General features: G+C 62.1%; 23 protein-coding genes, 1 tRNA gene and 1 pseudogene. 8 read left to right on the top strand and 17 right to left on the bottom strand.

Features of this window, described 5'->3' with window-relative positions; all coding sequences use genetic code 11:
* Positions 1-8 precede the first annotated feature (8 nt).
* The 3 genes from P0D73_RS27665 to P0D73_RS27655 are packed head-to-tail and all read right to left on the bottom strand — an operon-like array spanning position 9 to position 3,108.
* Positions 9-533 (bottom strand): Lrp/AsnC family transcriptional regulator, encoded by a 525-nt coding sequence (locus tag P0D73_RS27665; protein ID WP_132373717.1) that lies wholly within the window; start codon positions 531-533, stop codon positions 9-11.
* Entirely contained in the window at positions 530-2,191 is a 1,662-nt protein-coding gene (locus P0D73_RS27660; RefSeq protein ID WP_408433550.1) for an acyl-CoA synthetase, read from the bottom strand. The genes P0D73_RS27665 and P0D73_RS27660 overlap by 4 nt, the downstream gene beginning before the upstream one ends.
* Positions 2,188-3,108 carry an SDR family oxidoreductase gene (locus P0D73_RS27655; RefSeq protein WP_408316722.1) on the bottom strand — a complete coding sequence of 307 codons (921 nt, stop codon included), beginning with the start codon at positions 3,106-3,108 and terminating at the stop codon, positions 2,188-2,190. The genes P0D73_RS27660 and P0D73_RS27655 overlap by 4 nt, the downstream gene beginning before the upstream one ends.
* A 207-nt stretch (positions 3,109-3,315) precedes the next feature.
* On the opposite strand from P0D73_RS27655, the gene P0D73_RS27650 reads away from it, so the two are divergent.
* Positions 3,316-3,705, top strand: coding sequence for a TetR/AcrR family transcriptional regulator (locus P0D73_RS27650; RefSeq protein ID WP_408316720.1), 390 nt, complete (start codon positions 3,316-3,318; stop codon positions 3,703-3,705).
* A 71-nt stretch (positions 3,706-3,776) separates the two neighbouring features.
* Here P0D73_RS27650 and P0D73_RS27645 read toward each other — a convergent pair whose 3' ends face one another.
* Complete coding sequence (locus P0D73_RS27645) at positions 3,777-4,655, bottom strand: alpha/beta fold hydrolase (protein WP_408433547.1); 879 nt, start codon at positions 4,653-4,655, stop codon at positions 3,777-3,779.
* A 94-nt stretch (positions 4,656-4,749) separates the two neighbouring features.
* Here P0D73_RS27645 and P0D73_RS27640 point away from each other — a divergent pair, with 94 nt between their 5' ends.
* Entirely contained in the window at positions 4,750-5,652 is a 903-nt protein-coding gene (locus P0D73_RS27640; RefSeq protein WP_408433544.1) for a LysR family transcriptional regulator, read from the top strand.
* A 30-nt stretch (positions 5,653-5,682) separates the two neighbouring features.
* Here the strand turns inward: P0D73_RS27640 and P0D73_RS27635 are convergent, their stop codons facing one another.
* Together P0D73_RS27635 and P0D73_RS27630 are read right to left on the bottom strand one after the other, a co-directional pair.
* Positions 5,683-5,874: a hypothetical protein gene (locus P0D73_RS27635; protein WP_408180063.1), complete on the bottom strand. Its 192-nt coding sequence runs from the start codon at positions 5,872-5,874 to the stop codon at positions 5,683-5,685.
* An 87-nt stretch (positions 5,875-5,961) separates the two neighbouring features.
* The gene (locus P0D73_RS27630) at positions 5,962-6,870 is read right to left on the bottom strand and encodes a LysR family transcriptional regulator (RefSeq protein ID WP_408180062.1); all 909 of its coding nucleotides are present in this window, start codon (positions 6,868-6,870) and stop codon (positions 5,962-5,964) included.
* A gap of 142 nt (positions 6,871-7,012) precedes the next feature.
* Between P0D73_RS27630 and P0D73_RS27625 the strand changes: the two genes are divergently transcribed.
* The 3 genes from P0D73_RS27625 (at position 7,013) to P0D73_RS27615 (ending at position 11,568) form a co-directional block, all read left to right on the top strand.
* A complete protein-coding gene (locus P0D73_RS27625) occupies positions 7,013-9,133 on the top strand; it encodes a 3-hydroxyacyl-CoA dehydrogenase NAD-binding domain-containing protein (protein WP_408433541.1) in 2,121 nt (706 codons plus the stop codon).
* 83 nt (positions 9,134-9,216) lie between these two features.
* Complete coding sequence (locus tag P0D73_RS27620) at positions 9,217-10,425, top strand: acyl-CoA dehydrogenase family protein (protein ID WP_408433538.1); 1,209 nt, start codon at positions 9,217-9,219, stop codon at positions 10,423-10,425.
* 12 nt (positions 10,426-10,437) lie between these two features.
* A complete protein-coding gene (locus P0D73_RS27615; protein ID WP_408433535.1) occupies positions 10,438-11,568 on the top strand; it encodes an acyl-CoA dehydrogenase family protein in 1,131 nt (376 codons plus the stop codon).
* Between the two features lie 444 nt (positions 11,569-12,012).
* Here P0D73_RS27615 and bfr read toward each other — a convergent pair whose 3' ends face one another.
* Positions 12,013-12,489: a bacterioferritin gene (gene bfr, locus P0D73_RS27610; RefSeq protein WP_132373708.1), complete on the bottom strand. Its 477-nt coding sequence runs from the start codon at positions 12,487-12,489 to the stop codon at positions 12,013-12,015.
* Between the two features lie 511 nt (positions 12,490-13,000).
* On the opposite strand from bfr, the pseudogene P0D73_RS27605 reads away from it, so the two are divergent.
* Together P0D73_RS27605 and P0D73_RS27600 are read left to right on the top strand one after the other, a co-directional pair.
* A pseudogene (locus tag P0D73_RS27605) lies at positions 13,001-14,011 on the top strand (cytochrome P450); the annotation flags it as partial.
* Between the two features lie 142 nt (positions 14,012-14,153).
* Positions 14,154-14,807, top strand: coding sequence for a cytochrome P450 (locus tag P0D73_RS27600; RefSeq protein ID WP_408433532.1), 654 nt, complete (start codon positions 14,154-14,156; stop codon positions 14,805-14,807).
* A 72-nt stretch (positions 14,808-14,879) separates the two neighbouring features.
* Here the strand turns inward: P0D73_RS27600 and P0D73_RS27595 are convergent, their stop codons facing one another.
* From P0D73_RS27595 to P0D73_RS27580, 4 genes are read right to left on the bottom strand one after another with little or no spacing between them, the layout of a single operon-like run.
* Positions 14,880-16,172, bottom strand: coding sequence for an NAD(P)/FAD-dependent oxidoreductase (locus P0D73_RS27595; RefSeq protein WP_408433529.1), 1,293 nt, complete (start codon positions 16,170-16,172; stop codon positions 14,880-14,882).
* Between the two features lie 8 nt (positions 16,173-16,180).
* Positions 16,181-16,927: an amino acid ABC transporter ATP-binding protein gene (locus tag P0D73_RS27590; protein WP_408316708.1), complete on the bottom strand. Its 747-nt coding sequence runs from the start codon at positions 16,925-16,927 to the stop codon at positions 16,181-16,183.
* Positions 16,924-17,580, bottom strand: a complete 657-nt coding sequence (locus P0D73_RS27585; protein ID WP_132373704.1) for an amino acid ABC transporter permease — start codon at positions 17,578-17,580, stop codon at positions 16,924-16,926. Before P0D73_RS27585 ends, P0D73_RS27590 begins: the two co-directional genes overlap by 4 nt.
* Positions 17,581-17,609: 29 nt before the next feature.
* Positions 17,610-18,374: a substrate-binding periplasmic protein gene (locus P0D73_RS27580; RefSeq protein WP_408180055.1), complete on the bottom strand. Its 765-nt coding sequence runs from the start codon at positions 18,372-18,374 to the stop codon at positions 17,610-17,612.
* A gap of 154 nt (positions 18,375-18,528) precedes the next feature.
* Here P0D73_RS27580 and P0D73_RS27575 point away from each other — a divergent pair, with 154 nt between their 5' ends.
* Positions 18,529-19,353 carry an IclR family transcriptional regulator gene (locus tag P0D73_RS27575; protein WP_132373702.1) on the top strand — a complete coding sequence of 275 codons (825 nt, stop codon included), beginning with the start codon at positions 18,529-18,531 and terminating at the stop codon, positions 19,351-19,353.
* A gap of 43 nt (positions 19,354-19,396) precedes the next feature.
* Here P0D73_RS27575 and P0D73_RS27570 read toward each other — a convergent pair whose 3' ends face one another.
* The 6 genes from P0D73_RS27570 to pheS all read right to left on the bottom strand — a co-directional run bounded on the left by P0D73_RS27570 (position 19,397) and on the right by pheS (position 25,188).
* Positions 19,397-19,966, bottom strand: coding sequence for a thioesterase family protein (locus tag P0D73_RS27570; protein WP_408433524.1), 570 nt, complete (start codon positions 19,964-19,966; stop codon positions 19,397-19,399).
* 535 nt (positions 19,967-20,501) lie between these two features.
* Positions 20,502-20,578, bottom strand: a tRNA-Pro gene (locus P0D73_RS27565).
* Positions 20,579-20,641: 63 nt separating this feature from the next.
* Positions 20,642-21,055 carry a MerR family transcriptional regulator gene (locus P0D73_RS27560; RefSeq protein ID WP_408291479.1) on the bottom strand — a complete coding sequence of 138 codons (414 nt, stop codon included), beginning with the start codon at positions 21,053-21,055 and terminating at the stop codon, positions 20,642-20,644.
* 46 nt (positions 21,056-21,101) lie between these two features.
* On the bottom strand, positions 21,102-21,512 hold the full coding sequence (locus tag P0D73_RS27555; protein ID WP_012433735.1) for an integration host factor subunit alpha: 411 nt from the start codon (positions 21,510-21,512) through the stop codon (positions 21,102-21,104).
* Between the two features lie 69 nt (positions 21,513-21,581).
* Positions 21,582-24,017 (bottom strand): phenylalanine--tRNA ligase subunit beta, encoded by a 2,436-nt coding sequence (gene pheT, locus P0D73_RS27550; protein ID WP_408291477.1) that lies wholly within the window; start codon positions 24,015-24,017, stop codon positions 21,582-21,584.
* A 157-nt stretch (positions 24,018-24,174) separates the two neighbouring features.
* The gene (pheS, locus tag P0D73_RS27545; protein ID WP_007181117.1) at positions 24,175-25,188 is read right to left on the bottom strand and encodes a phenylalanine--tRNA ligase subunit alpha; all 1,014 of its coding nucleotides are present in this window, start codon (positions 25,186-25,188) and stop codon (positions 24,175-24,177) included.
* Between the last annotated feature and the right edge of the window lie 142 nt (positions 25,189-25,330).

Raw genomic sequence — 25,330 nt, 5'->3', positions numbered from 1 at the left:
TGTCGCGTTCAGAGTTCAGGACTCGGGCCGCGCTCCAGATAGGTGGTCAGCGCGATGTAGCTGCGCGTGCCGGTAAAGCCTTCGATCGCATGAATGCGCGCGAGCAGTTGTTCGAGCGATTGCGTATCGCGCGTGCGGACCTTGAGCAGCATGGCGCTCTCGCCTGTCACGGTGTGAATCTCCTCGACGTCCGATAGCTCCTGCAGTGCCAGCAGTTGCCGCGTCACCGCCCAGCTCGTGGTATCGACATGCACGAACGCGAGCAATGGACGGTTGAGCCTCGCGGCGTCGAGCGCGGCGACGGTGGCCTTGATCACGCCATCCTTCTTCAACCGCCGGGCGCGTTCGTGGACCGCGGGCGCCGACAGAAACAGCAGCTTGCCCAGTTCGGCGTAAGTCCGCGTGGCGTCTTCGGCGAGCAGCGCGAGCAGCTTGCGGTCGGTGTCGTCGAGCGAGGCCGGGCCTGGTTGGGTGCCCGGCGTCCGGAGCGCCTTGCCGCTGCGAGTCGAGGGTGGACGTGGGCCGGTGCTCATCGTTTTGCGGTGGGATTGTCCCCGTCTTCTCCGAGTCCCTCGCGCAACGCTTTGCGGATCACCTTGCCGGTCGCCGTCAACGGCAGGCTGTCGACAAAGCGGATCTCGCGCGGATATTCATGCGCGGCGAGACGCGTTTTGACATGCTGCTGGATCTCGCGCACGAGCGCCTCGTCGCCGACAAAGCCGGCGTTCAGCACCACGAACGCCATCACGATCTCCGTGCGTTCGCGATCCGGCGCGCCGATCACGGCCGCCATCGAAACAGCCGGATGACGCAGCAACGAATCTTCGATCGAAGCCGGCCCGATTCGATAACCGGCGCTCGTGATCACGTCGTCGCCACGACCGACGAAGCGGATGAAGCCGTCCGCGTCGCGCGTGCCGAGGTCGCCGGTCACCAGAAACTTGCCGCGGAATTTCTCGCGGGTCGCCGCCTCGTTGCCCCAGTAGCCGAGGAACATGACCGGATCGGGCGCGGCCACCGCGATATCGCCGATTGCGCCCGGCGGCAGTTCGTTGCCGTCCATATCGACGATGGCGACATGATGCCCCGGCACCGCGCGGCCAATCGCGCCGAAGCACGGCTCGAACAGCGCCGCGCACGACGACAGCACGACGTTGCATTCCGTCTGCCCATAGAACTCGTTGATCGTCACGCCCAGCGCCGCGCGGCCCCAGCCGATCAACTCCTCGCCGAGCGATTCGCCGCCGCTTGCCACCGAGCGCAACGCGAGGTTCCAGCGTTCGGGATGTTCGACGCCGCGCATCATCTTCAGCGCGGTCGGCGGCAAGAACCTGTGCGAGACCGCATGACGCGCCATCAGATCGAACGCGGACTGACCGTCGAATTTCGCAAAGCGGCGCGCCAACACCGCGACGCCGTGATGCCATGAAGGCAGCAGCACGTCGAACAGGCCGCCGATCCACGCCCAGTCAGCCGGCGTCCACATCAGCGTGGCGTGCGCGGGAAAGCCCTGCTGCGACATCTCGACACCCGGCAGATGACCCAGCAACACGCGATGCCCGTGCAGCGCGCCCTTCGGTTTGCCGGTCGTACCCGATGTATAGATGATGACCGCCGGATCGTCGGCGCCGGTGTCGGCGGGCGTGAAGCTGGCCGATGCGCTGTTCAGCGCCTGCCAGAATGAACGCAAGGGTACTTGCGGATCGGCGCTGTCCTGATCGATATCCACGCTGAAGACACTGCGCAATGCCGGCAACGCCGCGCGGATTTCATCGACCTTCTGCACGCCGCCTCGATCGGTAATCAACGCTACAGCACCGCTATCGCCTAGCCGGTGTTCGATCGCGTCGACGCCGAATAGCGCGAAGAGCGGCACGGCCACCATGCCGGCCTTGTAGGCGGCGAGATGCGCGATCGCCGTTTCGATCGATTGCGAGAGGAAGATGCCGACGCGGTCGCCGCGTTGCGCGCCCGCTGCGAGCAACGCATTGGCGAAGCGGTCGGACAGCGCCTTCAACTGGTCGAACGTATAGCGTGTGGCGTTGCCCTCGGCGTCTTCGTAGATCAGCGCGAGGCGGCCCGAACCGTCGGCCCATTTGTCGCATACGTCGACGCCGATGTTGTAGCGCGCCGGGATGTGCCACGCGAAGTTTGCCGCGAGCGTTTCGTAGGTCTGGCCGTCGAGATTCATCGTGTCTGCTCCTGCAAGCCCGTCGGCGGTTGATAGCGCGGGAAGCCGTTATATTCGATCGTACGCTGCGCTTCAGCGAGCGGCCATGAATGGCGCGCGTTCGGCACACCGCCGTCGACACGGATCACCGTGCCGTTGATGAACGCGGACGCCTCGGACAACAGAAAGACCGCCGCGCTGGCGAGTTCGGATTCGGTGCCGAAGCGCTGCAGCGGAACCTTGTGTTTCAGCGTGCGCAGCAACGCCTGATACTCGTCGTTGTAGCTGTCCATGCCCGCGGACGCAATCCAGCCGGGCGCGACCGCGTTGACTCTGACGCCCGCGTGGCCCCATTCGCATGCGGCCGTTTCCGTGAAGTTCCATACACCGGCGCGCGCCGCGCCTGAATGCCCCATGCCGGGCATGCCGCCCCAGATGTCGGCCAGCATGTTGACGATCGCGCCGCCGTGGTTTTGCATCCATTGGGTATAGCACTCGCGGGACATCAAAAACGTGCCGTGCAGATTGTTGCGCACGACCGCGTCCCAGCCGTTCAAGGAGATCTTTTCGAGCTTGGCGGGGAATTGGCCGCCTGCGCAGTTGAAGAGACCATCCACGCGGCTTAAATCCGTGATGATCGAAGCGATCGTTTCACGGACCTGTTGCTCGTTGCGGATGTCGCAGGAGTAAAGCTTGTGGCCGTTGGCGGAGGACGGATGATCCTCGGCCAGTTCGGCTTGCACTGCTTTCAGCTTGTCCTCGCTTCGGCCGACCAGCGCCAGGGTCGCCCCTAAGGACGCGAGTTCGTGAGCCGTGCATCGGCCGAGCCCGCTGCCTGCGCCGGTGACGATGATCACCTTGCCGGCGAAAAGACCTTCGCGGAAAACTGAACGGTAGCCGTTTGACGGCGGTGAGGTACTCGACGAAGCTGCGGGCATTCGGGTGTCTCCTCCATGTGCTGCGCTTTCGATGTTTTCTGAGTTTAGCTCAAGTTTCATCCGCGCGTTGCGCACGCCTGCAATTTTTGTTTCCTCTACCACGCCATTAGCATTGAAACAATCTTTGAGCCAGACTCAATTCGCGCTCACTCAACGGCCCGCCTATCCCTTTCGATGAACGTCTCCTCCCTCTCCCGTCGCGTGCCCGTGCAGACGCGTTCCGAACAACAACTCAAGGCGATTCTGGAGGCGGCCTGGCTCGTGTTTTCCGAAGTCGGCTTTGCATCGGCCACCTTGACGGAGACTGCCGGGGACGTCGGCGTGTCGCAGGCGACGATCTTCACGTACTTCGCCAGTACGCGCGATCTCTGCGTTCGCGTGCTCGGCAATCGATACGACGAGATCATCAGTCAGGTTGAAAACAAATTGCCGCTGATCGCGGGCACGTGCAACAGGTTCGCGCATTTGGTGCGGATGCACCTCTACCGGCTGACCGTCGACGGCACCGGTTTATGCGCGCTCATTCTTTGCGAAGGGCGCGAGAAGCGCAGGAGGCCGCGTTGCGGCAGTTTCGCAACGAGGTCATCGGGGCGGTGAAGCGGTTCGAGGCGGCGGGTTGGAAGTGAGCGGGCGGCGCTTACGGGTCGACATGATGAATGCACGAGCGGCTAGGACTGCAGAAAGGGAAAGACGCGTTCGAGCAGCAACTCGGGCGCTTCCTCGGGAATGTAGTGACCGCACGGCAGCGCTGCGCCGCTCACATGGTCCGCCCATTGCCGCCATTCGGCGAGCGGCTCGAAGCATTGCTCGATCACGCCTTGCGCGCCCCACAACGCCAGGAATTCGCATTCTATCTTCCGCCCTTCAGCGAGCGACGCGCGGTCATGATCGAGGTCGATTGTGATGCTCGCGCGGTAGTCCTCGCAGATGCCATGCGCGGTGCCGGGGTCGCTCAGACAGCGCAGATACTCGGCGTAGGCCGCGTCGGTGAACGGCGCGAGGCCGGCGCTGCGCGCGCCGATGGTCTGCTTCAGATAGAGATCGGGGTCCGCGCGAATCAGGGTCTCGGGAAACGGCGCGGGACGCACGAGAAAGAACCAGTGCCAGTAAGCGCGCGCGAAGTCGAACGAGGTTTGTTCGTACATCGCGAGTGTCGGCGCGACGTCGAGCGTCACGAGTCGCGTCACCGTCTGCGGATGATCGAGCGCCATGCGAGCGGCCACGCGCCCTCCGCGATCGTGACCGATCACGGCGAAACGGTCGAAACCTTGCGCGCGCATCAGCGCGACCTGATCGGCGGCCATGCGGCGCTTCGAATAGTTGCCGTGATCGTGCGTGCCCTGCGGTTTGCCGCTGTCGCCGTAGCCGCGCAAATCCGCGGCGATCACTGTGAAGTGCTGCGCCAGCGTCGGCGCGACCTTGTGCCAGATCGCGTGGGTCTGCGGATGACCATGCAACAGCAGCAAAGCCGGCCCGTTGCCGCCGCGAATCGCGTTGATGTGGATGCCGTCGACCTCCGCCGACGCGTCTGTGAAATCTGTAAACATCGTTGCCTCCCATGTTTGGATGAAGTCTAATTGATGCCTGCAGCGATATGGTTTCGCCTAAGGCAATCCGGAATTAACTTTTTGGAACGAATCGATGGACGGCTTTTCCGACCTGAATCTGTTCGCGCTGGTGGCTCGCCACCGCAACCTCGCCGCGGCCGCGCGCGAACTCGGCGTCACGCCGCCGTCCATCAGCAAGCGGCTCGCGCAGATCGAACAGCGCCTTGGCGTGCGGCTCGTGAACCGCACCACGCGGCGCGTGAGTCTGACGGCGGAGGGTGAAATTTATCTGACGAATGGCTCGCGCATCCTCGACGACCTCGCCGAACTCGAACAACTGGTCACGCAAAGCCGCGCCGAACCGGCCGGTCTATTGCGCGTGAATGCGTCGTTTGGCTTCGGACGCGCGCATATCGCCCCGGCGATTTCGCGTTTCAGCGAGCGTTTCCCGTCGATGAAGGTTCAATTGCATCTGACGGACCGGCCGATCAGTTTGCAGGAAGAAGGCTTCGATCTCGGGATTCGTTTCGGCGAAGTGCCGGATGCGCGCATCAACGCGCGCTTGCTGCTGAAGAATCAGCGTGTCGTGTGCGCGTCGCCGGCTTATGTGAAACGGCACGGCGCACCGCTGATGCCGCACGATCTCACGCGCCATGCCTGCCTCGTCTTACGCGAAAACGAATCGGCGTACGGCACGTGGCATCTTTCGCGCGGCAAGAAATCGGAGACGGTGAAGGTGGATGGTCCGTTGAGCAGCAACGACGGCAGCGCGGTGCTGAAGTGGGCGCTCGACGGCCGCGGCGTCGCCGTGCGTTCGGCGTGGGAAATCGCCGGACATCTACGGCGCGGCGAACTGGTACCGCTCTTGACCGAGTGGACGCTGCCGAACGCGGATATTCACGCCGTCTATCTGGAGCGGCACCGTCTGTCGGCCAAACTGAGAACGTTTATCGACTTTCTCGGTGACGAGTTGCGCGAGAGTGTTCAGGCCATGTAGCGTGACGTGGCTTGAAATGACACGTTCGACTCACCCTGCCCGTTTGCTCCGCTGTTGCGCCCGGCTGGCCCGCCAGCGCAAGAGAACGCTGATGAGTGCGGCAAAGGCGGCAGTCGCCGCGTAACCGGCGAGGCGAATCATGTCTTCACTCGGCAAGCGGGAGATCAACAGAACGACTACGGCGAGTGCCAGCACGGCTAGAAGTCCGATGATCCATTTCATCTCTTGTCTCCGCGACCACGGTTGTGAAGTGACGCGCCGCTGTTTTGCGTAGCGTACCTGCGCGAAACACAAGATGAACGTCGTCGTTTACGTGGGCAAACCTCTCCCCGTGCCGTGCGCCTGCTGCAAAATGAAATCGATGAATGTCGATGCTGCGCGCGTGTGATGCCGGTTCGGCATATACAGCATGTACATATGCGTGCCGAAGATGCTCAAGCGCCATTCATCGAGCGCGGTCACCACGTCGCCACGGCGCAGATCGTCCTGCACCACATAGTCCGGCACGAGGCCCACGCCGAGGCCGGCGAGCACCGCCTGGCGCAAGAACAGAAAGTTCTCGGAGATGAGGCTCGGCTCCAGCAGCACTTCATGCCGTTCGTCGCGCAAATAAGCGGCCACGCGTAGCTGCCTGCCGACCACCGCCGCTGTGATCAGTGGCGCCGTGCCGAGGTCGTCGAGGCGCTGCGGCATGCCGTGCCTTTGCGCAAAGTCCGGTGACGCGCACGCCACATACCGCACCGGACCCATGTCTCGCGCGACCAGGTTTTGCGGCGGCTCGGACATCACGCGCACGGCGATATCGACTTCATCGCGCATCAGGTCTTCGACGCGGTTCTCGAACATCACATCCAGCACGATGCCCGGATACAGCCGCTTGAACGCGATCAACCAGTCCGACATGACGAGTTGCCCGTAACCGCTCGGCACGCTCAGCCGCACGCGCCCTTGCAGGCTTTGCCCGAGCGTGGTGACGGATTCACGCGCGGCAAGCAGCGCGTTCTGGATCGTGCGGCCATGCTCGTAGAGCTGCAGGCCGATCTCGGTCGGTTCGACGCGGCGCGTGGTGCGCCTCACCAGTTGCAGCCCGATGGAGCGCTCCAGCTGGTTCAGGTGGTAGCTCACGTTCGCGCGGCTCATTTTCAGCCGGCGCGCGGCTTCGCTGAGATTGCCCGCGTCGAGAATGTCCACCAGCAAGGTCAGGGAATTGACGTCCATGGCGGCACCTTTGTCAAAGAAATTTTGACAGTCTGTCAACCGTCCATGTAATTGTCAATAAACCTTGACCGACCCACAATCGGGACATTCGCCAGACCCGGCATGCTTTGCCACGCAGCCGATCACAATCAGGAGACAACACATGACCCCCACCCCTTCGGCCGATGTTGTGACGCGCGAATTGCGCGGCAGGGTGCTGCTCGTAACGATCGACCACGCGCCGGTGAACGCGCTTTCAGCCGACGTGCGGCGCGGCCTGCTCGCCGCCGTCGAGGCCGCGGACGCCGACAAGGCCGTGGAAGCCGTGCTGATCGTCGGCGCGGGACGCAATTTCATCGCCGGCGCGGACATTCGCGAGTTCGGCAAGCCGCCGGTGCCACCCTCACTGCCGGACGTGTGCAATCGCATTGAAGCGTGCACGAAGCCGGTGGTCGCCGCGATTCACGGCGCGGCGCTCGGCGGCGGCCTGGAAGTGGCGCTCGCGGCGCATTACCGGATTGCCGTCGACGGCGCGAAGCTCGGCTTGCCCGAAGTGCAACTCGGCCTGTTGCCGGGCGCGGGCGGCACGCAGCGCACGCCGCGTTTGATCGGCGCGCAGGCCGCGCTCGATCTGATCCTGAGCGGCCGTCATGCTAGCGCGAAGGAAGCCCTGACGATCGGTCTGATCGACCGCGTCGGCAGCAGCGACGACATCCTCGCCGAAGGTCTCGCCTACGTGCACGAGTTGCTGGCCGCCCACGCGCCAGCGCGCCGCACGCGTGATGCCGCGGCACTCGGCGATCACGCCGCGAGCCTCGCCGCCGTCGCCACGGCGCGTGCGGAAACCGTGAAGAAATCGCGCGGTCTGTTCTCGCCGCTGAAAATCGTCGACGCCGTCGAGGCCGCCATCGAACAGCCTTTCGACGAGGGTCTGCGGCTTGAACGCAAGCTGTTCCTCGAATGCATCGACAGCCCGCAGCGGGCCGGCCTAATTCACGCGTTCTTTGCCGAGCGCGAAGTGCTCAAGGCGCCGGAAACGCGTGATGCCAAATCGCGCGCGCTGAACACGATCGGCGTGGTGGGCGGCGGCACGATGGGCGCGGGCATCGCCGTCGCGGCGCTCGACGCCGGCCTGCCGGTGACGATGATCGAACGCGACGACGCGTCGCTCGCGCGCGGCCGCGCGCACATCGAGAAAGTCTATGACGGGCTGATCGCCAAAGGCCGCATGAGCGCGGAGAAGAAGGCCGCGCTCATGGCGCGCTGGAGCGGCAGCACGTCGTACGATGCGCTCGCCGACGCCGACCTCGTAATCGAAGCCGTGTTCGAAGACCTCGGGGTCAAACAGGCTGTGTTCGCTGAACTCGATCGCGTCTCCAAAGCGGGCGCGGTGCTCGCGACCAACACGTCGTATCTCGACATCGACGCGATTGCGGCGAGCATTTCGCGTCCCGCCGACGTGATCGGCCTGCACTTCTTCTCGCCCGCCAACATCATGAAGCTGCTGGAAGTGGTGGTGCCGAAACAGGTCAGCGCCGACGTGGTCGCCACTGCGTTCGAGCTGGCCAAGAAGCTGCGCAAGACGCCGGTGCGCGCGGGCGTGTGCGACGGCTTCATCGGCAACCGTGTGCTGGCCGTGTATCGCAGCGCCGCGGACGCCATGATGGAAGACGGCGCCTCGCCCTATCAGATCGACGCGGCCGTGCGCGCCTTCGGCTTTCCGATGGGCCCGTTCCAGGTGGTGGATCTGGCAGGCGGCGACATCGGCTGGGCGGCACGCAAACGGCGCGCGGCCACGCGCAATCCCGCGGCACGTTATGTGCAAATCTCCGATCGTTTGTGCGAGCGCGGCTGGTTCGGCCAGAAGACCGGGCGCGGGTTCTATCTGTATCCCGAAGGATCGCGCAGCGGCACGCCCGATCCGGAAGTCGAGTCGATCATCGACGCCGAGCGCGCACGCGCCGGCGTCACGCCGCGCAGCTTCACCGATGAAGAGATCATGCGCCGCTACATGGCCGCGATGATCAACGAGGGCGCCAACGTCGTGCATGAGCGGATCGCGCTGCGGCCGTTGGACGTCGACGTGACGTTCCTGTACGGCTACGGCTTTCCGCGCTATCGCGGCGGTCCGATGAAGTACGCGGACATGGTCGGCCTGCCGAAAATCCTCGCCGACATCCATGAGTTCGCCAAGGAAGATCCGCTCTTCTGGCAGCCTTCGCCGCTGCTCGTCGAACTGGTGGAACGCGGCGCCGATTTCGCGAGCCTGAACCAGAGCGTCTGAAACGGCGCATCATCATCGACGTGCATCATGATGACCGGCCGCCCCGCGCGCCGGTCGCTCTACCCTATCCGGACGAACCCGCCATGGATCTGAACTTCACTCCCGAGGAAGAAGCCTTCCGCGCCGACGTGCAGGCCTTTCTGCGCGACAAACTCCCGCAGCGTCTCGCCGACAAGGTGCACGGCGGGCGCCGTCTCACGCGCGACGACATGGCCGAGTGGCACGCGATTCTCAACGCGCAAGGCTGGCTCGCCAATCACTGGCCAAAAGAGTATGGCGGCCCGGGTTGGAACTCGGTGCAGAAATTCATCTTCGAAAACGAATGCGCGCTGGCCGGCGCGCCGCGCGTGGTGCCGTTCGGCGTCAACATGCTCGGCCCGGTGCTGATCAAATACGGCAGCGAAGCGCAAAAGCGCCATTGGCTGCCGCGAATTCTCGATGGCTCTGACTGGTGGTGCCAGGGCTATTCGGAACCGGGCGCCGGCTCGGATCTCGCCTCGGTCAAAACCACCGCCGTGCGCGGCATGGATGCGCAAGGCGAGCACTACATCGTCAATGGACAGAAGACGTGGACCACGCTCGGCCACTTCGCGAACATGATCTTCTGCCTCGTGCGCAGCGCCACGGACGTGCGCAAGCAGGAAGGCATCAGCTTCCTGCTGATCGACATGAAGACGCCGGGTGTCGAAGTGCGCCCGATCATCACGCTCGACGGCGAGCACGAAGTCAATGAAGTGTTCCTCACCGACGTGCGCGTGCCGGTCGAAAACCTGGTCGGTGAAGAGAACAAGGGCTGGACCTACGCCAAGTATCTGCTCACGTACGAGCGCACCAATATCGCGGGCGTCGGCTTCTCGGTGGCCGCGTTCAACCGCCTGCGCAAGATCGCCGCGAAACAGCGGCGCAACGGCCGGCCGCTCGCGGAAGATCCCGCGTTCGCGGCGCGCATGGCGCGTGTCGAGATCGATCTGGAGAACATGAAGACCACCAACCTGCGCGTGATCGCGGCGGTGGCGGGCGGCGGCGTGCCCGGCGCCGAGAGTTCGATGCTGAAGATTCGCGGCACCGAGATCCGTCAGGAAATCTCGTCGCTCACGCGTCGCGCGATGGGTCCGTACGCGCAGCCGTTCGTCGAGGAAGCCTTGCACGACGGCTTCGAAGGCACGCAGGTCGGCCCCGACGAAGCGGCGAGCGCCGCCTCGCTGTACTTCAACAATCGCAAGCTGTCGATCTTCGGCGGTTCGAACGAAATCCAGAAGAACATCATTTCCAAAATGATCCTTGGACTGTAAGAGGCGCACGTCATGAATTTCCAGCACACCGAAGACCGCCGCATGCTGGCGGATACGCTCAACCGTTTTGTCAGCGAGCAATACGGCTTCGCGACGCGCGACCGGGTCGCGCAGTCGGCGGAAGGTTTCAGCCGCGAGTTGTGGAGCCGCTTTGCGGAGCTCGGCACTATCGGCGCACTGTTCGATGAAGCGGACGGCGGTTACGGTGGCGGCGGCTTCGATATCGCCGTGGTGTTCGAGAGCCTCGGACGCGGGCTCGTGGTCGAACCGTTTCTGGATACGCTGATTGTCGGCCGCGCCGTTGCGCGGAGCGGCAGCGAGGCGCAAAAGGCCGCGCTTGGGGAATTGATCGACGGCTCGCGCATCGTCGCACTCGCGCACGGCGAGCCGGACAGTCACTATGAACTGTCCCGCGTGACGACGCGCGCGCAGCGCAGCGGCGATACGTGGCAACTGAATGGCGCGAAAGCGGTGGTTCAGCACGGCGAACACGCTTCGCTCTTTCTGGTCTCGGCGCGCACGCGCGGTGACGACGATAGCGAAGCAGGCGTGACGCTCTTTCTCGTGCCGCGCGAGGCGGCCGGTGTCAGCGTGCGCGGCTATCGCAAGATCGACGGCGGACGCGCGGCCGAAGTGACATTCGACAACGTCACGCTCGGCGACGACGCGTTGCTCGGCACGGCAGACGCGGGCTTCGCGACGCTCGAATACGCGATTGGCTGCGGCGTATTGGCTCTGTGTTCCGAAGCCGTCGGCGCGATGGATGTCGCCAAGGACTACACGCTCGACTATCTGCGCACGCGCAAGCAGTTCGGCGTGCCGATCGGCAGCTTCCAGGCGTTGCAGCATCGCATGGCCGACTTGCTGCTGGAGATCGAGCAGGCCCGCTCGGCGGTGATCAACGCGGCGGCGGCGCTCGGCGCCGAACGCAAGGTGCGGGAGCGCGCCGTGTCGGCGGCCAAGTACAGCATCGGGCGGATCGGCGCGCTAGTGGCGGAGGAATGCATTCAGCTGCATGGCGGGATCGGCATGACGTGGGAACTGCCGCTCGCCCATTACGCGAAGCGCCTCGTGATGATCGATCATCAGCTCGGCGACGAGGACCATCATCTCGAGCGGTTCGTCGCGCTGGGGCGCGAATGAGCGGGAAGCGCGAGGTAGTGAAACGCCATCAATGAATCGGGTAGATGTTTGCTGGAGTATGTCGATCGCGTCGGCCTGTTTCTGTGCAACCAGGCCTGCGACCGTCCGTGATGATCACGGGTACAGGGCGCGCACACTCTGTTGCGCGTCGAGTAGGACGGCAGACATCGACCAACCCCTTTTGTATCGAACGTCTTACATACCAAGCATTCGCATCTAAAACTCGATCGGCTTCTTCCCGCCACGAAATAAGGCGCATAGAGTGTCTACGGCGTTGACGGCGGCCCGAGAAGGCCGCGTTTGATGATTCTCAGGCGATCGCGGAAGTGGAAGCAACAACACGCAAACCTGGCCGATGCCGCCGGGCGCCCAATAATGGGCGCCTCACGCTCGGGCCAGCGCGCCGGCGTTCAGGTCATCCGTAGGCCGCTTGCTAAAGCGACCTCACTCCGGCGAATCCATTCCTGACTGCAGATAGTTCTGGATGCCGACCTTGTCGATCAACTCCAGATTGGTCTCGAGCCAATCGATATGTTCTTCGGTGTCGTCGAGGATATGGGTCAGTATCTCGCGCGAGATGAAGTCGCGAACCGATTCGCAATAAACGATAGCCTCCTTGCAGGTGGCCTGCGACATCTGTTCCAGCTTCAGATCGCACTCCATGATCTCTTTGGTTTCCTCGCCGATCAGCAGTTTGTGGAGGTCTTGCAGATTAGGCAGGCCGTTCAGCATGAAAATGCGCTCGATCAGCAGATCGGCGTGCTTCATCTCGCCGATGGATTCGTCATATTCATGCTTGCCGAGCTTGTCGAGCCCCCAGTGGCCGTACATGCGCGCGTGCAGGAAATACTGATTGATCGCGGTGAGTTCGTTTTTCAGTTGCGAGTTCAGGTATTCCAGGACCTTTGGGTCGCCTTGCATATTACCTCCCTGTTTCGTGTGCGAAGACCCCGGTGCCGGCGAAGGACGATTGGTCGGGCAGGTCCTTCGGTGGCGTTGCACCAACACGGAACCGGCCTCACGTCTTATGTTTGCTGCCGTCTATCCCAGCATAGCGCATCGAAACGGCAAGGCAAAAAATGAGAATCGTTATCAACGACTTAGGGTAAAGGTTACGTCAGCGCTGAGAACGCGCCGCCGGCTTGCTTCCGCAAGCGGCATGCCACCTGGGGCGCTGGCTTTAACAACAGCGACAGCAGTTGAGATTCGCGCACTGCGGAACCGACGCGCCGGCATCGTTCTACTTAGTACCGACGAGCCCAAATGAAAAGGCGGCACGACACTAGATAGCGTGCTTGGCTCCATTCGACAAATGACTAGTATGGTCTGGTGACCAATCGCCTCCGACGCTGTGGCGCACAACATGGATTGCGACTTACCTGTTGCTTAGGCGGCGGATGAAACGATGCCTGTCTGACGAAGGAGCGACAAAATGAACGCGAGTCTTCAGGCGATGCGACCGCGCTCTCCAGACACGGTCGTGATTGCTCGCACGAAAGAACTCAAAGACAGTCGCGTCAAGGCGGTGAACATCGACGGAATCGATTTGATCGTACTCAGGCACGCCAACGCCATTTCGATTTTTCAGGGTCGCTGTCCGCATGAAGGCACCCTCCTTTCCGAAGGAACGATAAAAGACGGCCTTTTAACTTGCCGGGCGCACGATTGGCAGTTCAATTGCTCGTCAGGCTGCAAACAAGGACTGGGTGTATCGGATCTGAAGAGATTCGACGCGATCATCGAAGACGGCGACGTGAAAGTCGATCGCAACGAAGTGCAGGCATGGAATGCAAAGCGCTCTGCCCCGGACCATAAGACGCCGCACCGCGCCTCTCCCGTAAGATCGCTTTCCCAGCTTCCTGGCCCAAAGCGAATTCCGTTTCGTGGCACTACATTGCATCTACAACCCGAGAGGCTGCATCTCGTACTCGAACAGTGGTCCCGCGAATTCGGCCCTGTGTACACGTTCAGGTTGATCGGCCGCCCCTTCGTCGCGATCGCCGATCCGATTCTCATCCATCAGGTCTTGCGCGATCGACCCGGCGCTTATCGCCGCTGGAACACGATCGAAACGGTCGCGCGGGAACTGGGTATCAACGGCGTCTTCTCCACGGAAGGCGACACCTGGCGAAGGCAGCGCCAACTCGTCGCAAAAGCACTGGATCCGCTGCATCTGCGGGCTCTCTTCCCGTCGCTGTGCGAGATGACAAGGCGATTGCTGCAGCGATGGGAGAGCGCGACTCTCGCTCAGCAAGCCATCGATATTCAGAACGACTTGATGCGTTATACGCTGGACGTCACGACGAATCTTGCCCTTGGATATGACATGGGCACCATCGACGGCCAAGGCCAGGGCGACGTGATCCAGCGGCATCTCGAAGTCATGTTCCCGGCGATCAACCGGCGAATCAATGCGCCCTTCCCCGTTTGGCGTGACACGAGGCGACCCGCCGACAAAGCGCTGGATCGCGCCTTGATCGCCGTTCAGGCGCTCACGAAGGAACTCCATCGCCGCCAACCGTGCGCGGCTCGCGCAACGCTCGGCAGCAGACACGATTCCCGCGAACCTGCTCGAGGCACTGCTCATGGCGCAACAGGAGGGGGAGGCGCCGCTGACAGACGACGAAGTGCTGGCCAACGTGTTCACCATCCTGCTAGCCGGGCAGGACACAACGGCGAGCACCATCGCCTGGGTTGCGTATTTCATGGCCTCTCACCCAGAGGTCCAGCGCAAAATGCAGGAAGAAATCGACACTGTCATCGCACCTGCGGCCATGCTCGAAGATTTCGACGCGGGCGACGCCCTCACCTATCTGAACGCCGTAATCAACGAAACCATGCGGCTCAAATCGGTCACGCCCGTTCTCGCAGTTGAGCCGAATTACGACGTCCAGGTCGGCGACATCGCGATTCCAAAGGGGGTAGTACTGTCGTTATTGACGCGCGAGGCAGGACTGCAGCAAGGCGGCAACTCGGCGGTCGACGTTTTCGATCCGGACCGCTGGCTCACTGGCGCGAGCGCCGCCAGTCATCATCGAGCGGGCTTCATGCCGTTCGGCTCAGGACCGCGGCTGTGCCCGGGACGCAGCCTCGCTTTGATGGAAGTGAGATCGGCAGTGGCCATGCTGTGCCGCAACTTCGACCTGTTGCAGGTCAAAGACGCGCCCGAGGTAGAGGAAGTGTTTGCGTTTTCGATGGTGCCGCGGAACCTGCGCGTCGAACTGCGTCGGCGGGGCTAGTCGATCCATCGACACAAGTCAGGCTCCCTTCTGTGCGCGACAATCGTGCCGACGCGAAGCTGCACGGCGCACTCACGAAAGCGCGTCGAGCAACGCATACCATGCCACTCCCGCGCTGATATAAAACCGCTGCAACGCATGCAACGGTATCGGTTCGATCGAAGTCGGCGGAAACGGCAAGCCTCTCGTCGTCCCGGCGATAAATGCGGCCAGATGCTTTCCCAACGTAGTCGCCATTGCGATGCCACGTCCGTTGTAGCCGAGCGCGATCGTCACGCCTTCCGCCGGCACATGCACGTGCGGCAAGAAGTTACGCGTAATGGCGATGCGGCCCGCCCAGCGGAATTCGTACTCGGTGCCCTTCAGCTGTGGAAACATCAACTGCGCGGCACGCTCGAGATGCGCCCAATCCCCTGCGTTGCGAGGTTCGCGAAATGGTCCTCGACCGCCCATCAGCAAGCGTCCATCCGCGTCCTTGCGAAAGTACAGCAGCAGGCGCCGCGAATCGGAAGCCACTTCGCCGCCCGGCAGAATCGTTGCGCCGACTTCGCCCGGCAACGGCTTCGTCGCGACAATGCAGCTGTTGGCCGCGATTACCGATTGCGCAAGACCTGGCCAAAGCCCGTCGGTATAGCCGTTGGTGGCGAGCAGCACCTGTTTCGCCTCGATGACCGGACCATGCGCCGTGCGAATCCGCCATCCGTTCACGCCACGCTCGACACTCGCGGCTCGGGTTCCGCCGTGAATCGCCGCGCCCGCCGCTTGCGCCGCGCGCGCTAGGCCGCGCGCGTAGCTCAGCGGTTGCACGCTGCCCGCGCGCCGATCGACCCAGCCGCCGACGAACGCATCCGTGCCGAGCCGCTCCGATACCTGCGCGCGGTCGAGCAGTTCGACCGGCGCGCCGCGCAATTCCCATTGCCGCGCCCGCGCGTGCAGCGTGTCCAGCAGCTTGTGCGAATGGGTCGGCTGAATCCAGCCCGCGCGTGTGGCATTGCAGCGAATACCGTGGCGCGCAATCAGATCGAAGACCGTATCCGCGGCGCCGCCCGCCATTTGCACGAGCGCGTCGCCGTCGCGCGGACCGTAGCGCCGGATGAGCTCATTGGGATCGTATTTCAGGCCGGGAATGACCTGGCCGCCATTGCGGCCGGATGCCCCCCAACCGGGTTCGTTGGCGTCGATCACGCAGACGCGCACGCCCTGCTCCGCCAGATGCAACGCCGTCGACAAACCGGTATAGCCGGCGCCGACGATCGCCACGTCGACCGTAATCGAATCGTCGAGCGGAGGCGTCTCGATTGCGGGTTCCGCCGTCGCTGCCCAGAGAGACGGGGGCAACGGTTTTGCAACTTCAACCTGACTCATGATGGTATTCAAATCCGATGGGCTTCGGTCGGCGCCGGCATCTTGCCGAGAAACTCGCGCGTGCGCGCATGGCGCGGATGGTCGAACAACTCCCGCGCGCTGCCTTCTTCATGGATCGCACCGTCATGAAGAAAACACACACGGTCGGCCACTTCGCGCGCAAAGGCCATTTCGTGCGTGACGACGATCATCGTCATGCCGTCGTCGGCAAGCTGGCGCATCACACCGAGCACTTCGCCGACCAGTTCCGGATCGAGCGCCGAGGTGGGTTCGTCGAAGAGAATCGCTTTCGGCTCCATGGCCAGCGCGCGTGCAATCGCCACACGCTGCTGCTGACCGCCCGACATTTCCGCGGGATAAGCATTCATCCGATGCGCGAGACCGACCTTGTCGAGCAGATGCCGCGCCCGCTCGCGTGCCTGAGCGCGCACTTCTTTCTTGACGAACACCGGCCCCTCGGCCACGTTTTCCAGCGCCGTGCGATGGGGAAACAGATTGAAGCGCTGGAACACCATGCCGACCTGCGCACGCAGTTCGTGAATCTGCTTCGATTTCGCATCGACGGCGCAACCTTCGACAGTAATCGCGCCGGCGTCATGCCGCTCCAGTCCGTTGATGCAGCGTAACAGCGTGGATTTGCCCGAGCCCGACGGACCGATCAGACACACGACCTGGCCGCGTTCGACACTCAGACTGACGCCCTTCAGAACGTGCTGATCGTGAAAGCGCTTGTGAATCGAGTCGACCTTGATCATCGTTTTCCCTTCAGGCCAAGGCGGCGTTCGAGCCGCCGCAGTCCATAGACGAGCGGCAGGCTGAGTCCGAGATAAAGCAGCGCGACCAGCGTGAATACCGTCATGTTCTGAAACGTCGACGATGCAATGAGCTGCCCTGCACGCGTCATTTCGGCGACCGTGATCGTCGAGGCGAGCGACGAATCCTTGAGCATCATCACGAGCGTATTGCCGTACGGCGGCAGTGCGATCCTGAACGCCTGGGGAAGCACCACGCGCCGCATGATCATCGCGCCGCGCATGCCGATGGACTGCGCCGCTTCGATCTGCCCGTGATCGATCGCCTGAATGCCCGCGCGGAAGTTCTCCGCCTGATACACCGAGTACGCGATACCGAGCCCGATGAAGCCGGCCTGGAAGGCCGACAACTGCACGCCGAGATCGGGCAGCACGAAGTAGATATAAAAGAGCTGAACGATGATCGGCAGTCCGCGAATCACGTTGATAAACGTGGCGGCTGCGTTCGACACGATGCGGTTGTCGGACACGCGCATCAGCGCGAGCACCAGACCGAGCACGGTGCTCAGAATGAACGAGCAGAAGGTGATCTCGATCGTGACGACCGCGCCTTTCAGCAGGATCGGCAGGAATTCGACGGCGTTCTGGAAGAACATGGCGGGCAGTCCTTATTCTGAAGACGGCGTCATTCCACCTGCCACTTCTTGACGATCTGCGTCAGCGTGCCGTCAGCCTTGATCTTCTTGATGCCGGCGTTCAACTGCTCCAGCGTGGCCGTGTCGCCCTTGCGCACGACGAAACACAATTGACCTTTTACCGACGGCTGATATCCGCTGACGAGGCGCAGTTGCGGATTCGGATTGTGCTGAAGCTGATACGCAATGATCGGATGGTCACCGAAGCCCGCCTTGATGCGGCCCAACGCGACGTCGCGCATGATGTCGGCGACCGAATCGTAGGTGCGCACTTCCTTGAAGATGCCCTTCTTGTTCAAGGCGTCGACGAAAGCGGTGCCGACCTGCGCGCCGACGATCTCGCCCTTGAGATCGTCCATTGACGTGTACTGGCCTTTGTCGTCGGCGCGTACGATCAGGCCTTCGCCATACGAATAGACCGTGTCGGAGAAATCGACGACCTGCTCGCGCGCCGGCGTCTTCAGCATGGCCGCCGAAATGATGTCGATCTTTTTGGTGGTCAGCGACGGAATCAGCGACGAAAACGTGGTCTGCTCGATCTTCACATCGAAGCCTGCCGCCTTGCCGGTCGCGGTGATCGCATCGACGAGCAGCCCCTGGATCGAATTGCTCTTCACGTCGAGAAAGGTAAAGGGCACCCCGGTGGCCGTCGAGCCGACCTCGTAGGTGGTGGCGGCCGCCGACCAGGCCGGCGCACCGGCGAGCAGCAATCCTGTTGCAAAGACACTAGCGAAGCGTTTGGCAAACTGGAACATGAGTCTCTCCACGGGGTTGGTGAGGGCCGATGGAAATATCGGCAGCCATCGGTTAGAGCATGATATTCGAATCAAAAATATCGACAATCGTAAATTGCGTATCGATATTCGATATGCTAGTCTCGATCACGCACCTAAACAATTGGGTAATTCCATGACACGCAAGACGCCCGACGCGCAGCGGCAAGCGCCTCCGGAGCCGGATGAGACGCCGGACGCACTGTTCAATCAGTCGCTGGAGAAGGGAATCGCGGTGCTACGCGCGTTCAGTGCGCAGCGCAGGTCGATGACGCTGCCGGAAGTCGCGGAGGCGACGTCCATCACCAAGAGTTCTGCGCAGCGCATGATCTACACGCTGGAGAAGCTCGGCTATGTGAGAAAGCATCCGCGTACGAAGCGGTATCAGCTCGCGCCGCGCGTGATGCAAATCGGTTTCAACTATCTTGCGGCCGACACGCTGATCGACGTCGCCAACCCGTTTCTCTCTGAGCTCACCAACGTCACTGGGGAGACGACCAATCTGACCGAGCCGGACGGTGTCGACATGGTCTACGTCGCGCGCTTCGTCTGCATGAAGTTCGTGCCGATTCATATGCCGATCGGCAGCCGTATTCCGATGTACTGCACGGCGTCGGGGCGTGCGTATCTCGCTGCGCTGCCGGAAGACGAGTCACGCGCGCTGCTGGTGGCCAGCGATCGTGTAACGCACACGCAGTACACCGTCACGGATCTCGAGGAGATCGGGACGCGTCTCGCGCTTGGGCGGCGCAATGGCTACGCGTCGAACCGCGAGGAGTTGTTCATCGGCGATATGACGATTGCGGCGGCCGTGCTCGACGGAGAGCGCCGGCCTGTCGGTGCGGTTCATGTCGTCGCGCCGACGAGCCGCTGGACGCTCGCGGAAGCGGAAGCGCGGCTGGCGCCGGCGGTGATCGATTGCGCGCGTGGTATCAGCAGTTCGATTAGGACGCTGGTCTGAAATGGCGTTTCGTGCGGGCTCGTAGGACCGCGCAACAGACTGCTTACCGTCGTGTGACGGTCTTCGTCTCCGGGCTCGAAGTAGAAGGAGACGGAAACGCCATCCCGCCTTCGGCCTCGCTCCAGCGCGCGACCCATTCGGGCAGCGCCGGCGATGGTTGCGTCACGCCGGACAGTTGCAGTAACTCGGCCGTCGTGACGACACCGCCGCTTCGCTTCAGGAAGCGCGCTCGCACGACGGCCAACGCGACTTGCGCATCGTCGCGCACGAACCCTTGCTCGATGAAGATGTGCTTGTCATCCCAGCCGATCACACGGGTCCGGACGTCATAACGGTTACCGAGTTCGAGCGAGCGGTGAAAACGCATCGTTTCCAGCGTGACGACCGGATACCAGCGTTGAGCCTTCAATTGGCGCCACAAGCCGCTGCGCATCATCAGATCGACTCGCGCCAGATCGAGGATCGTGAAATAACGGCCGTTGTTCATGTGGAGCAAGACGTCGAGGTCATTCAACCAGACGCGAAAAGGCGTGACGCACGTATCGAGCACATGCAGCCGGCTGCGGCGCCGGCTGGTGAGTATCAGAAGCAACAAACGAAGTAGCAGACTCATGCGGACACCTGGTGGTAGCGACGCGCCGGACGCGGCAGCGAAACGTGCATGGTAGTCGCGTGGAGATGATCCGGGATTGAGGTGACGGGCAAATCCGTAGAGCGCTTGCTCGAAAACGAGTGACGTGGTCGATATTGGCAGGACTGTGCCGTTGAGGTTTAAATATTATTATGGATTCTTAAGCGCTTTTTTTCGAGGCGCATACATGTCTGGAAAACGTGCGGAGAATCACGCCGCCGTTTGCTTCGCATTCGTTCTTGCACTGTCCGCCGCTGTCGAAAACAGTACGCGATCTTCGAGAATTGATAGGCGCTCGAGCTATTGATCGGGTTGTGTAGCCCGCCTTGCCGCCGAAGTTGGGTTGCCTTGAGCACGTGCCCAGCGCGGAAAGCGTCGGCGAATAGTTGAGCGGACTGACCAAATAGCCACCCGTTGTCGGCGACAGATTGAGGCGGACGATCCAGTAACCAGATGGTAATCAACGGCAGAATAGAAAAAGGCCTTACAAGCATTGCTTGTAAGGCCTTGATTTCTTTGGTCGGGGCGAGAGGATTTGAACCTCCGACCACCTGCACCCCATGCAGGTACGCTACCAGGCTGCGCTACGCCCCGAACAGCACAAAATTATAACAGACACTTCATTCGATTAGAACCGCCTTCTGCTAACAAAGGCGACTAGTGCCCCAACAAATCGATCACGTGCAGCAATTCCTTGCGCAACTGCTCGACGTCCACCGTGACAGCGGCCGTGGTCGCAGCCGGCATTGCTGCGCCCTCGCCTTCCTCGACCATATCGCCCGCCGCACCGTGCGCCCCGCCGCCATGTGAATCGAGCCGGTTGCGCGCGCCGTTGATCGTGAAGCCCTGCTCATACAATAGTTCGCGAATCCGCCGGATCAACAGCACCTCGTGATGCTGGTAATACCGGCGATTGCCACGTCGCTTAACCGGCCTCAACTGCGTGAACTCCTGTTCCCAGTAGCGCAAGACATGCGGTTTCACGCCGCATAGTTCGCTGACCTCACCAATCGTGAAGTAGCGCTTCGCCGGAATCGGAGGCAAGACGACTTTTTCGATCGTCGCTGTCATCGTCAGTTAGCCGTCGTGGTGGGTTGCGCAGGAACGCGCCAGTCGATCAGCGCGTGAAGCTTGCTTCAGCGCCGTTCTCGACCAGCGCCTTCAGCTTTTGACTTGCATGGAACGTCACAACGCGGCGCGCGGCGATCGGAATCGCCTCGCCCGTCTTTGGGTTTCTACCGGGACGCTGGGGTTTGTCGCGCAACTGGAAGTTGCCGAACCCCGACAGCTTCACGCTGTCGCCACTCTCCAGCGCGTCGCGGATCACCTCGAAAAAAGCTTCGACCATGTCTTTCGCTTCCCGCTTGTTGAGCCCGACATTGTCGAACAGCAACTCAGCAAGTTCCGCCTTGGTAAGCGTCGGCGTTTCAGTGGAAACGACGGCGGGTGATGTCGGAATTTCGCGAATCATGGCGCTGCGTTGCGCCGTAAGAAGGGCTTCGAAATCACTCGAGTTCATTTCATTCATATCTATCAAATGGCGCGCCAAGCAGAAAACAATGGATGCGGAAACAGCCGTGCAATTGTTAAATGCGGGTTATCCGCGCAACCGTGCGCCATATACTCGAGCCAGACGTTCCACCAGAGTTTGAATGGCCAGATCGACCGTTTCATCCTGAAGGGTTCCGCCAGTATCTTGCAAGGTCACACGGAACGCAAGGCTTTTCTCGTGAGCGGCCAGACCACCGGAAGTGTTTGATTTTGGACGGAATTCGTCGAAAAGCGCAACCTTCTGAACAGTCTTGCAGGCGGGTTCGGACTGGGCCTTCTGAAGCTCGTCCAGCAGTGCCTGAACCTCGATTTTCTGATCGACGACCACGGCAATATCACGACGCACCGGCTGGAATTTAGACACTTCCGACGGAGTGGGCAATACGCGCTGCATTAATGCTTCCGCTTCGATTTCAAACAGAATCGGCGCATGCGGTAAATCATATTTTTGCATCCAGCGCGGATGCAATTCGCCAATCCAGCCGACTGCGCGGCCATTCAGTTCGATACGCGCGCTGCGTCCCGGATGCAGCGCCGGATGTTCCGCTTTCACGAAGCGCGCGACCGCCGGTGCCAGCACGGCTTCCAGATCGCCCTTCACGTCGAAGTAGTCGACCGTGCGCGTCGCCGCGCCCCACTGCTCTTCGAGCGCGGGACCGTACGCGAGGCCGCCGATCATCTTCGGCTGCGCGAATCCTTCGACCGTCAGTTCACCGGCCTTGATCGACGGATCGTGCAGGAACACGCGGCCGGCTTCGAACACGCGTACGCGATCCGCCGCGCGGCGGTTCAGATTCGTACGCAGCACGTGGATCAGGCTGCCGAACAGCGTGGTGCGCATCACCGACAGCTGGCTTGCAATCGGATTCAGCAGACGTACCGGCTTGTCGTTGCCGGCGAAGTCCTGTTCCCACTCGGCATCGACGAAACTGAAGTTCACCGTTTCCGCGAAGTCGCGCGCCGCGAGCGCGTGACGGATCACGTGGATCGAACGCTGCGTTTCGTTGGTCGCTCGCATCTCGCTGGTCGCGACCGGCGGACGTGCGGGAATTTTCTCGAAGCCGTAAATACGCGCGACTTCTTCGATCAGGTCTTCTTCGATTTCGATATCGAAGCGATACGACGGCGGTATCACCGAGAACGTATCTTCATCACGCTCGAACGACAGGCCGAGGCGCGTGAAAATCTGCGCGATTTCCTCCGCGTCGATCTTGATGCCGATGATGCGATTCGCGCGCGAGACACGCATCTTCACGGGCTCGCGCTTCGGCACGTTGACGACCTGATCGTCGACCGGGCCGGCTTCGCCGCCGCAGACGTCGAGGATCAGTTGCGTGATGCGTTCGATATGATCGACGGTGGTCGCGTAGTCGACGCCGCGCTCGAAGCGATGGCCGGCGTCGGTCGAGAAGTTGTATTTGCGCGAGCGGCCGCGAATGCTGTCGGGCCACCAGAACGCGGCTTCGAGATAGATGTTGGTGGTGTCGAGCGTGACCGCTGTGCTGTCGCCGCCCATGATGCCCGCGAGGCTTTCGATGTGCTGCTCGTCGGCGATCACGCCAACGGTTTCATCGAGCTCGACCGTGTTGCCGTTCAGCAGCTTGAGCGTCTCGCCCTTGCGGCCCCAGCGCACGTCCATGCCGCCATGGATCTTGTCGAGATCGAACACGTGCGACGGACGACCCAATTCGAGCATCACATAGTTCGAGATATCGACGAGCGCGGAGATACTGCGCTGGCCCGAACGCTCCAGACGCTCGACCATCCAGTGCGGCGACTTGGCGCGCGCATTCACGCCGCGAATCACACGGCCCGAGAAACGGCCGCACAAATCAGGCGCCGAGATTTTGACGGGCAGCGTCTCGTTGAGCTTCACTTCGACCGGCTTGATCTCGAGCGGGCGCAGCGGCGCGCCGGTGATCGCCGAAGTCTCGCGCGCCACGCCGAACACCGACAGGCAGTCCGCCTTGTTCGGCGTCAGCTTGATCTCGAAAACGGTGTCGTCGAGATTGAGCGTTTCGCGGATGTCCTGGCCGATCGGTGTATCGTCCGGCAGGATCATCAGGCCGCTATGATCTTCGGAGAGCTTCAGTTCACGTGCCGAGCACAGCATGCCCTGGCTTTCCACGCCGCGCAGCTTGGAGAGCTTGATCGCGAACGGCGTACCGCCTTCTTCGGCCGGCGGCAGTTGCGCGCCAACCAGCGCGACCGGCACCTTGATGCCGGGCGCCACGTTCGGCGCACCGCACACGATGTTCAGCGTCGCGCCCGTGCCGGCGTCGACCTGACACACGTTGAGCTTGTCCGCGTCCGGGTGCTTGACGACTTCCAGCACCTGGCCGACGACGATCTTCGAAGTCGGCGGCGCGGCCGGCCGCAGGTCTTCGACTTCGAGACCCGCCATCGTCAACGCGTGCGACAGTTCATCGGTCGTCAGTTGCGGATCGACAAAAGTTCTCAGCCAAGATTCCGGGAATTGCATGGTTCTGTGTACGTTCTGATCAGGTTAGGTCCACGTCCGGCAGTGCCTGGCGTGACTCGGTGTTCGTGAGAATCGCCGGTCACTGCCGGGGACGCTGTGGCGGCATGCACTGCGTGCCTTGCCGCGCTCAATGCTTGACGCGTTCGTACGCGCCGGTTCAGGCGAATTGACGCAGGAACCGCAGGTCGTTTTCGAAGAACAGACGCAGGTCTTGCACGCCGTAACGCAACATGGTGAGCCGCTCGAGGCCGCTGCCGAAAGCAAAACCGATGTAACGCTCCGGGTCGAGGCCCATGTTGCGGATCACCGTGGGGTGAACCTGGCCCGAGCCCGAAATTTCGAGCCACTTGCCGGCGTTCTTGCCCGTTTCGAACAACATGTCGATCTCGGCCGACGGTTCGGTGAACGGAAAGTACGACGGACGGAAGCGCACGAGAATGTCGTCGCGCTCGAAGAATTTCTTGAGGAAGTCGGTGTAGACGCCCTTCAGATCCGCGAAGCTGATGTTCTCGTCGATCCACAGGCCTTCGACCTGGTTGAACATCGGCGAATGCGTCGCGTCGCTGTCCACACGGTAGGTGCGGCCCGGCACGATCACCTTGATAGGCGGCGTGTTGGTGCGCGCGTAGCGAACCTGCATCGGGCTGGTGTGCGTGCGCAACAGCAGTTGGCGGCCGTCGGCATCTTTGCCGTCGACGTAGAAGGTGTCCTGCATGGAACGCGCCGGATGATTTTCCGGGCTGTTCAGCGAGGTGAAGTTGTACCAGTCGGTTTCGATTTCGGGGCCGTCGGCCACGTCGAATCCGATCGTGCGGAAAATCTGTTCGACGCGCTCCCACGTGCGCATCACCGGGTGCAGACTGCCTGCGCCGGTGCCGCGACCCGGCAGCGTGACGTCGATGGCTTCAGCGGCGAGGCGTTGATTCAGCAGCGCGTCGGCGAGCGCCTGACGGCGGGCCGTCAATGCGGCTTCCACTTGTTGCTTGACGAGGTTGATCCGTGCGCCTTCGGTCTTGCGCGTTTCGGGATCGAGTTTGCCAAGGCCCTTCAATAGCTCGGTCAGCGCACCCGATTTGCCGAGAAAGCGCGCTTTCTCGTTCTCGAGGGTGGTGACGTCGGAGGCTTCTGCGAAGGCTTTTTGCGCGTCGGCGACAATCTGGTCCAGATCCATTGATCCCATCATTTCAACGTCAGTGTTCAATCGAAGCAAAACTGGTTCCACCAACAAAAACGGGGCTCGGTGAGGAGCCCCGTTTTTGCTGCAACGTCACCGAGACTACCGGATCTTCGCTGCAACGAACCACGCAGTGTTA

Source organism: Paraburkholderia sp. RL18-101-BIB-B (assembly GCF_046026985.1).
Taxonomy (GTDB): domain Bacteria; phylum Pseudomonadota; class Gammaproteobacteria; order Burkholderiales; family Burkholderiaceae; genus Paraburkholderia.
This window is presented reverse-complemented; position numbering and strand designations above follow the sequence as displayed.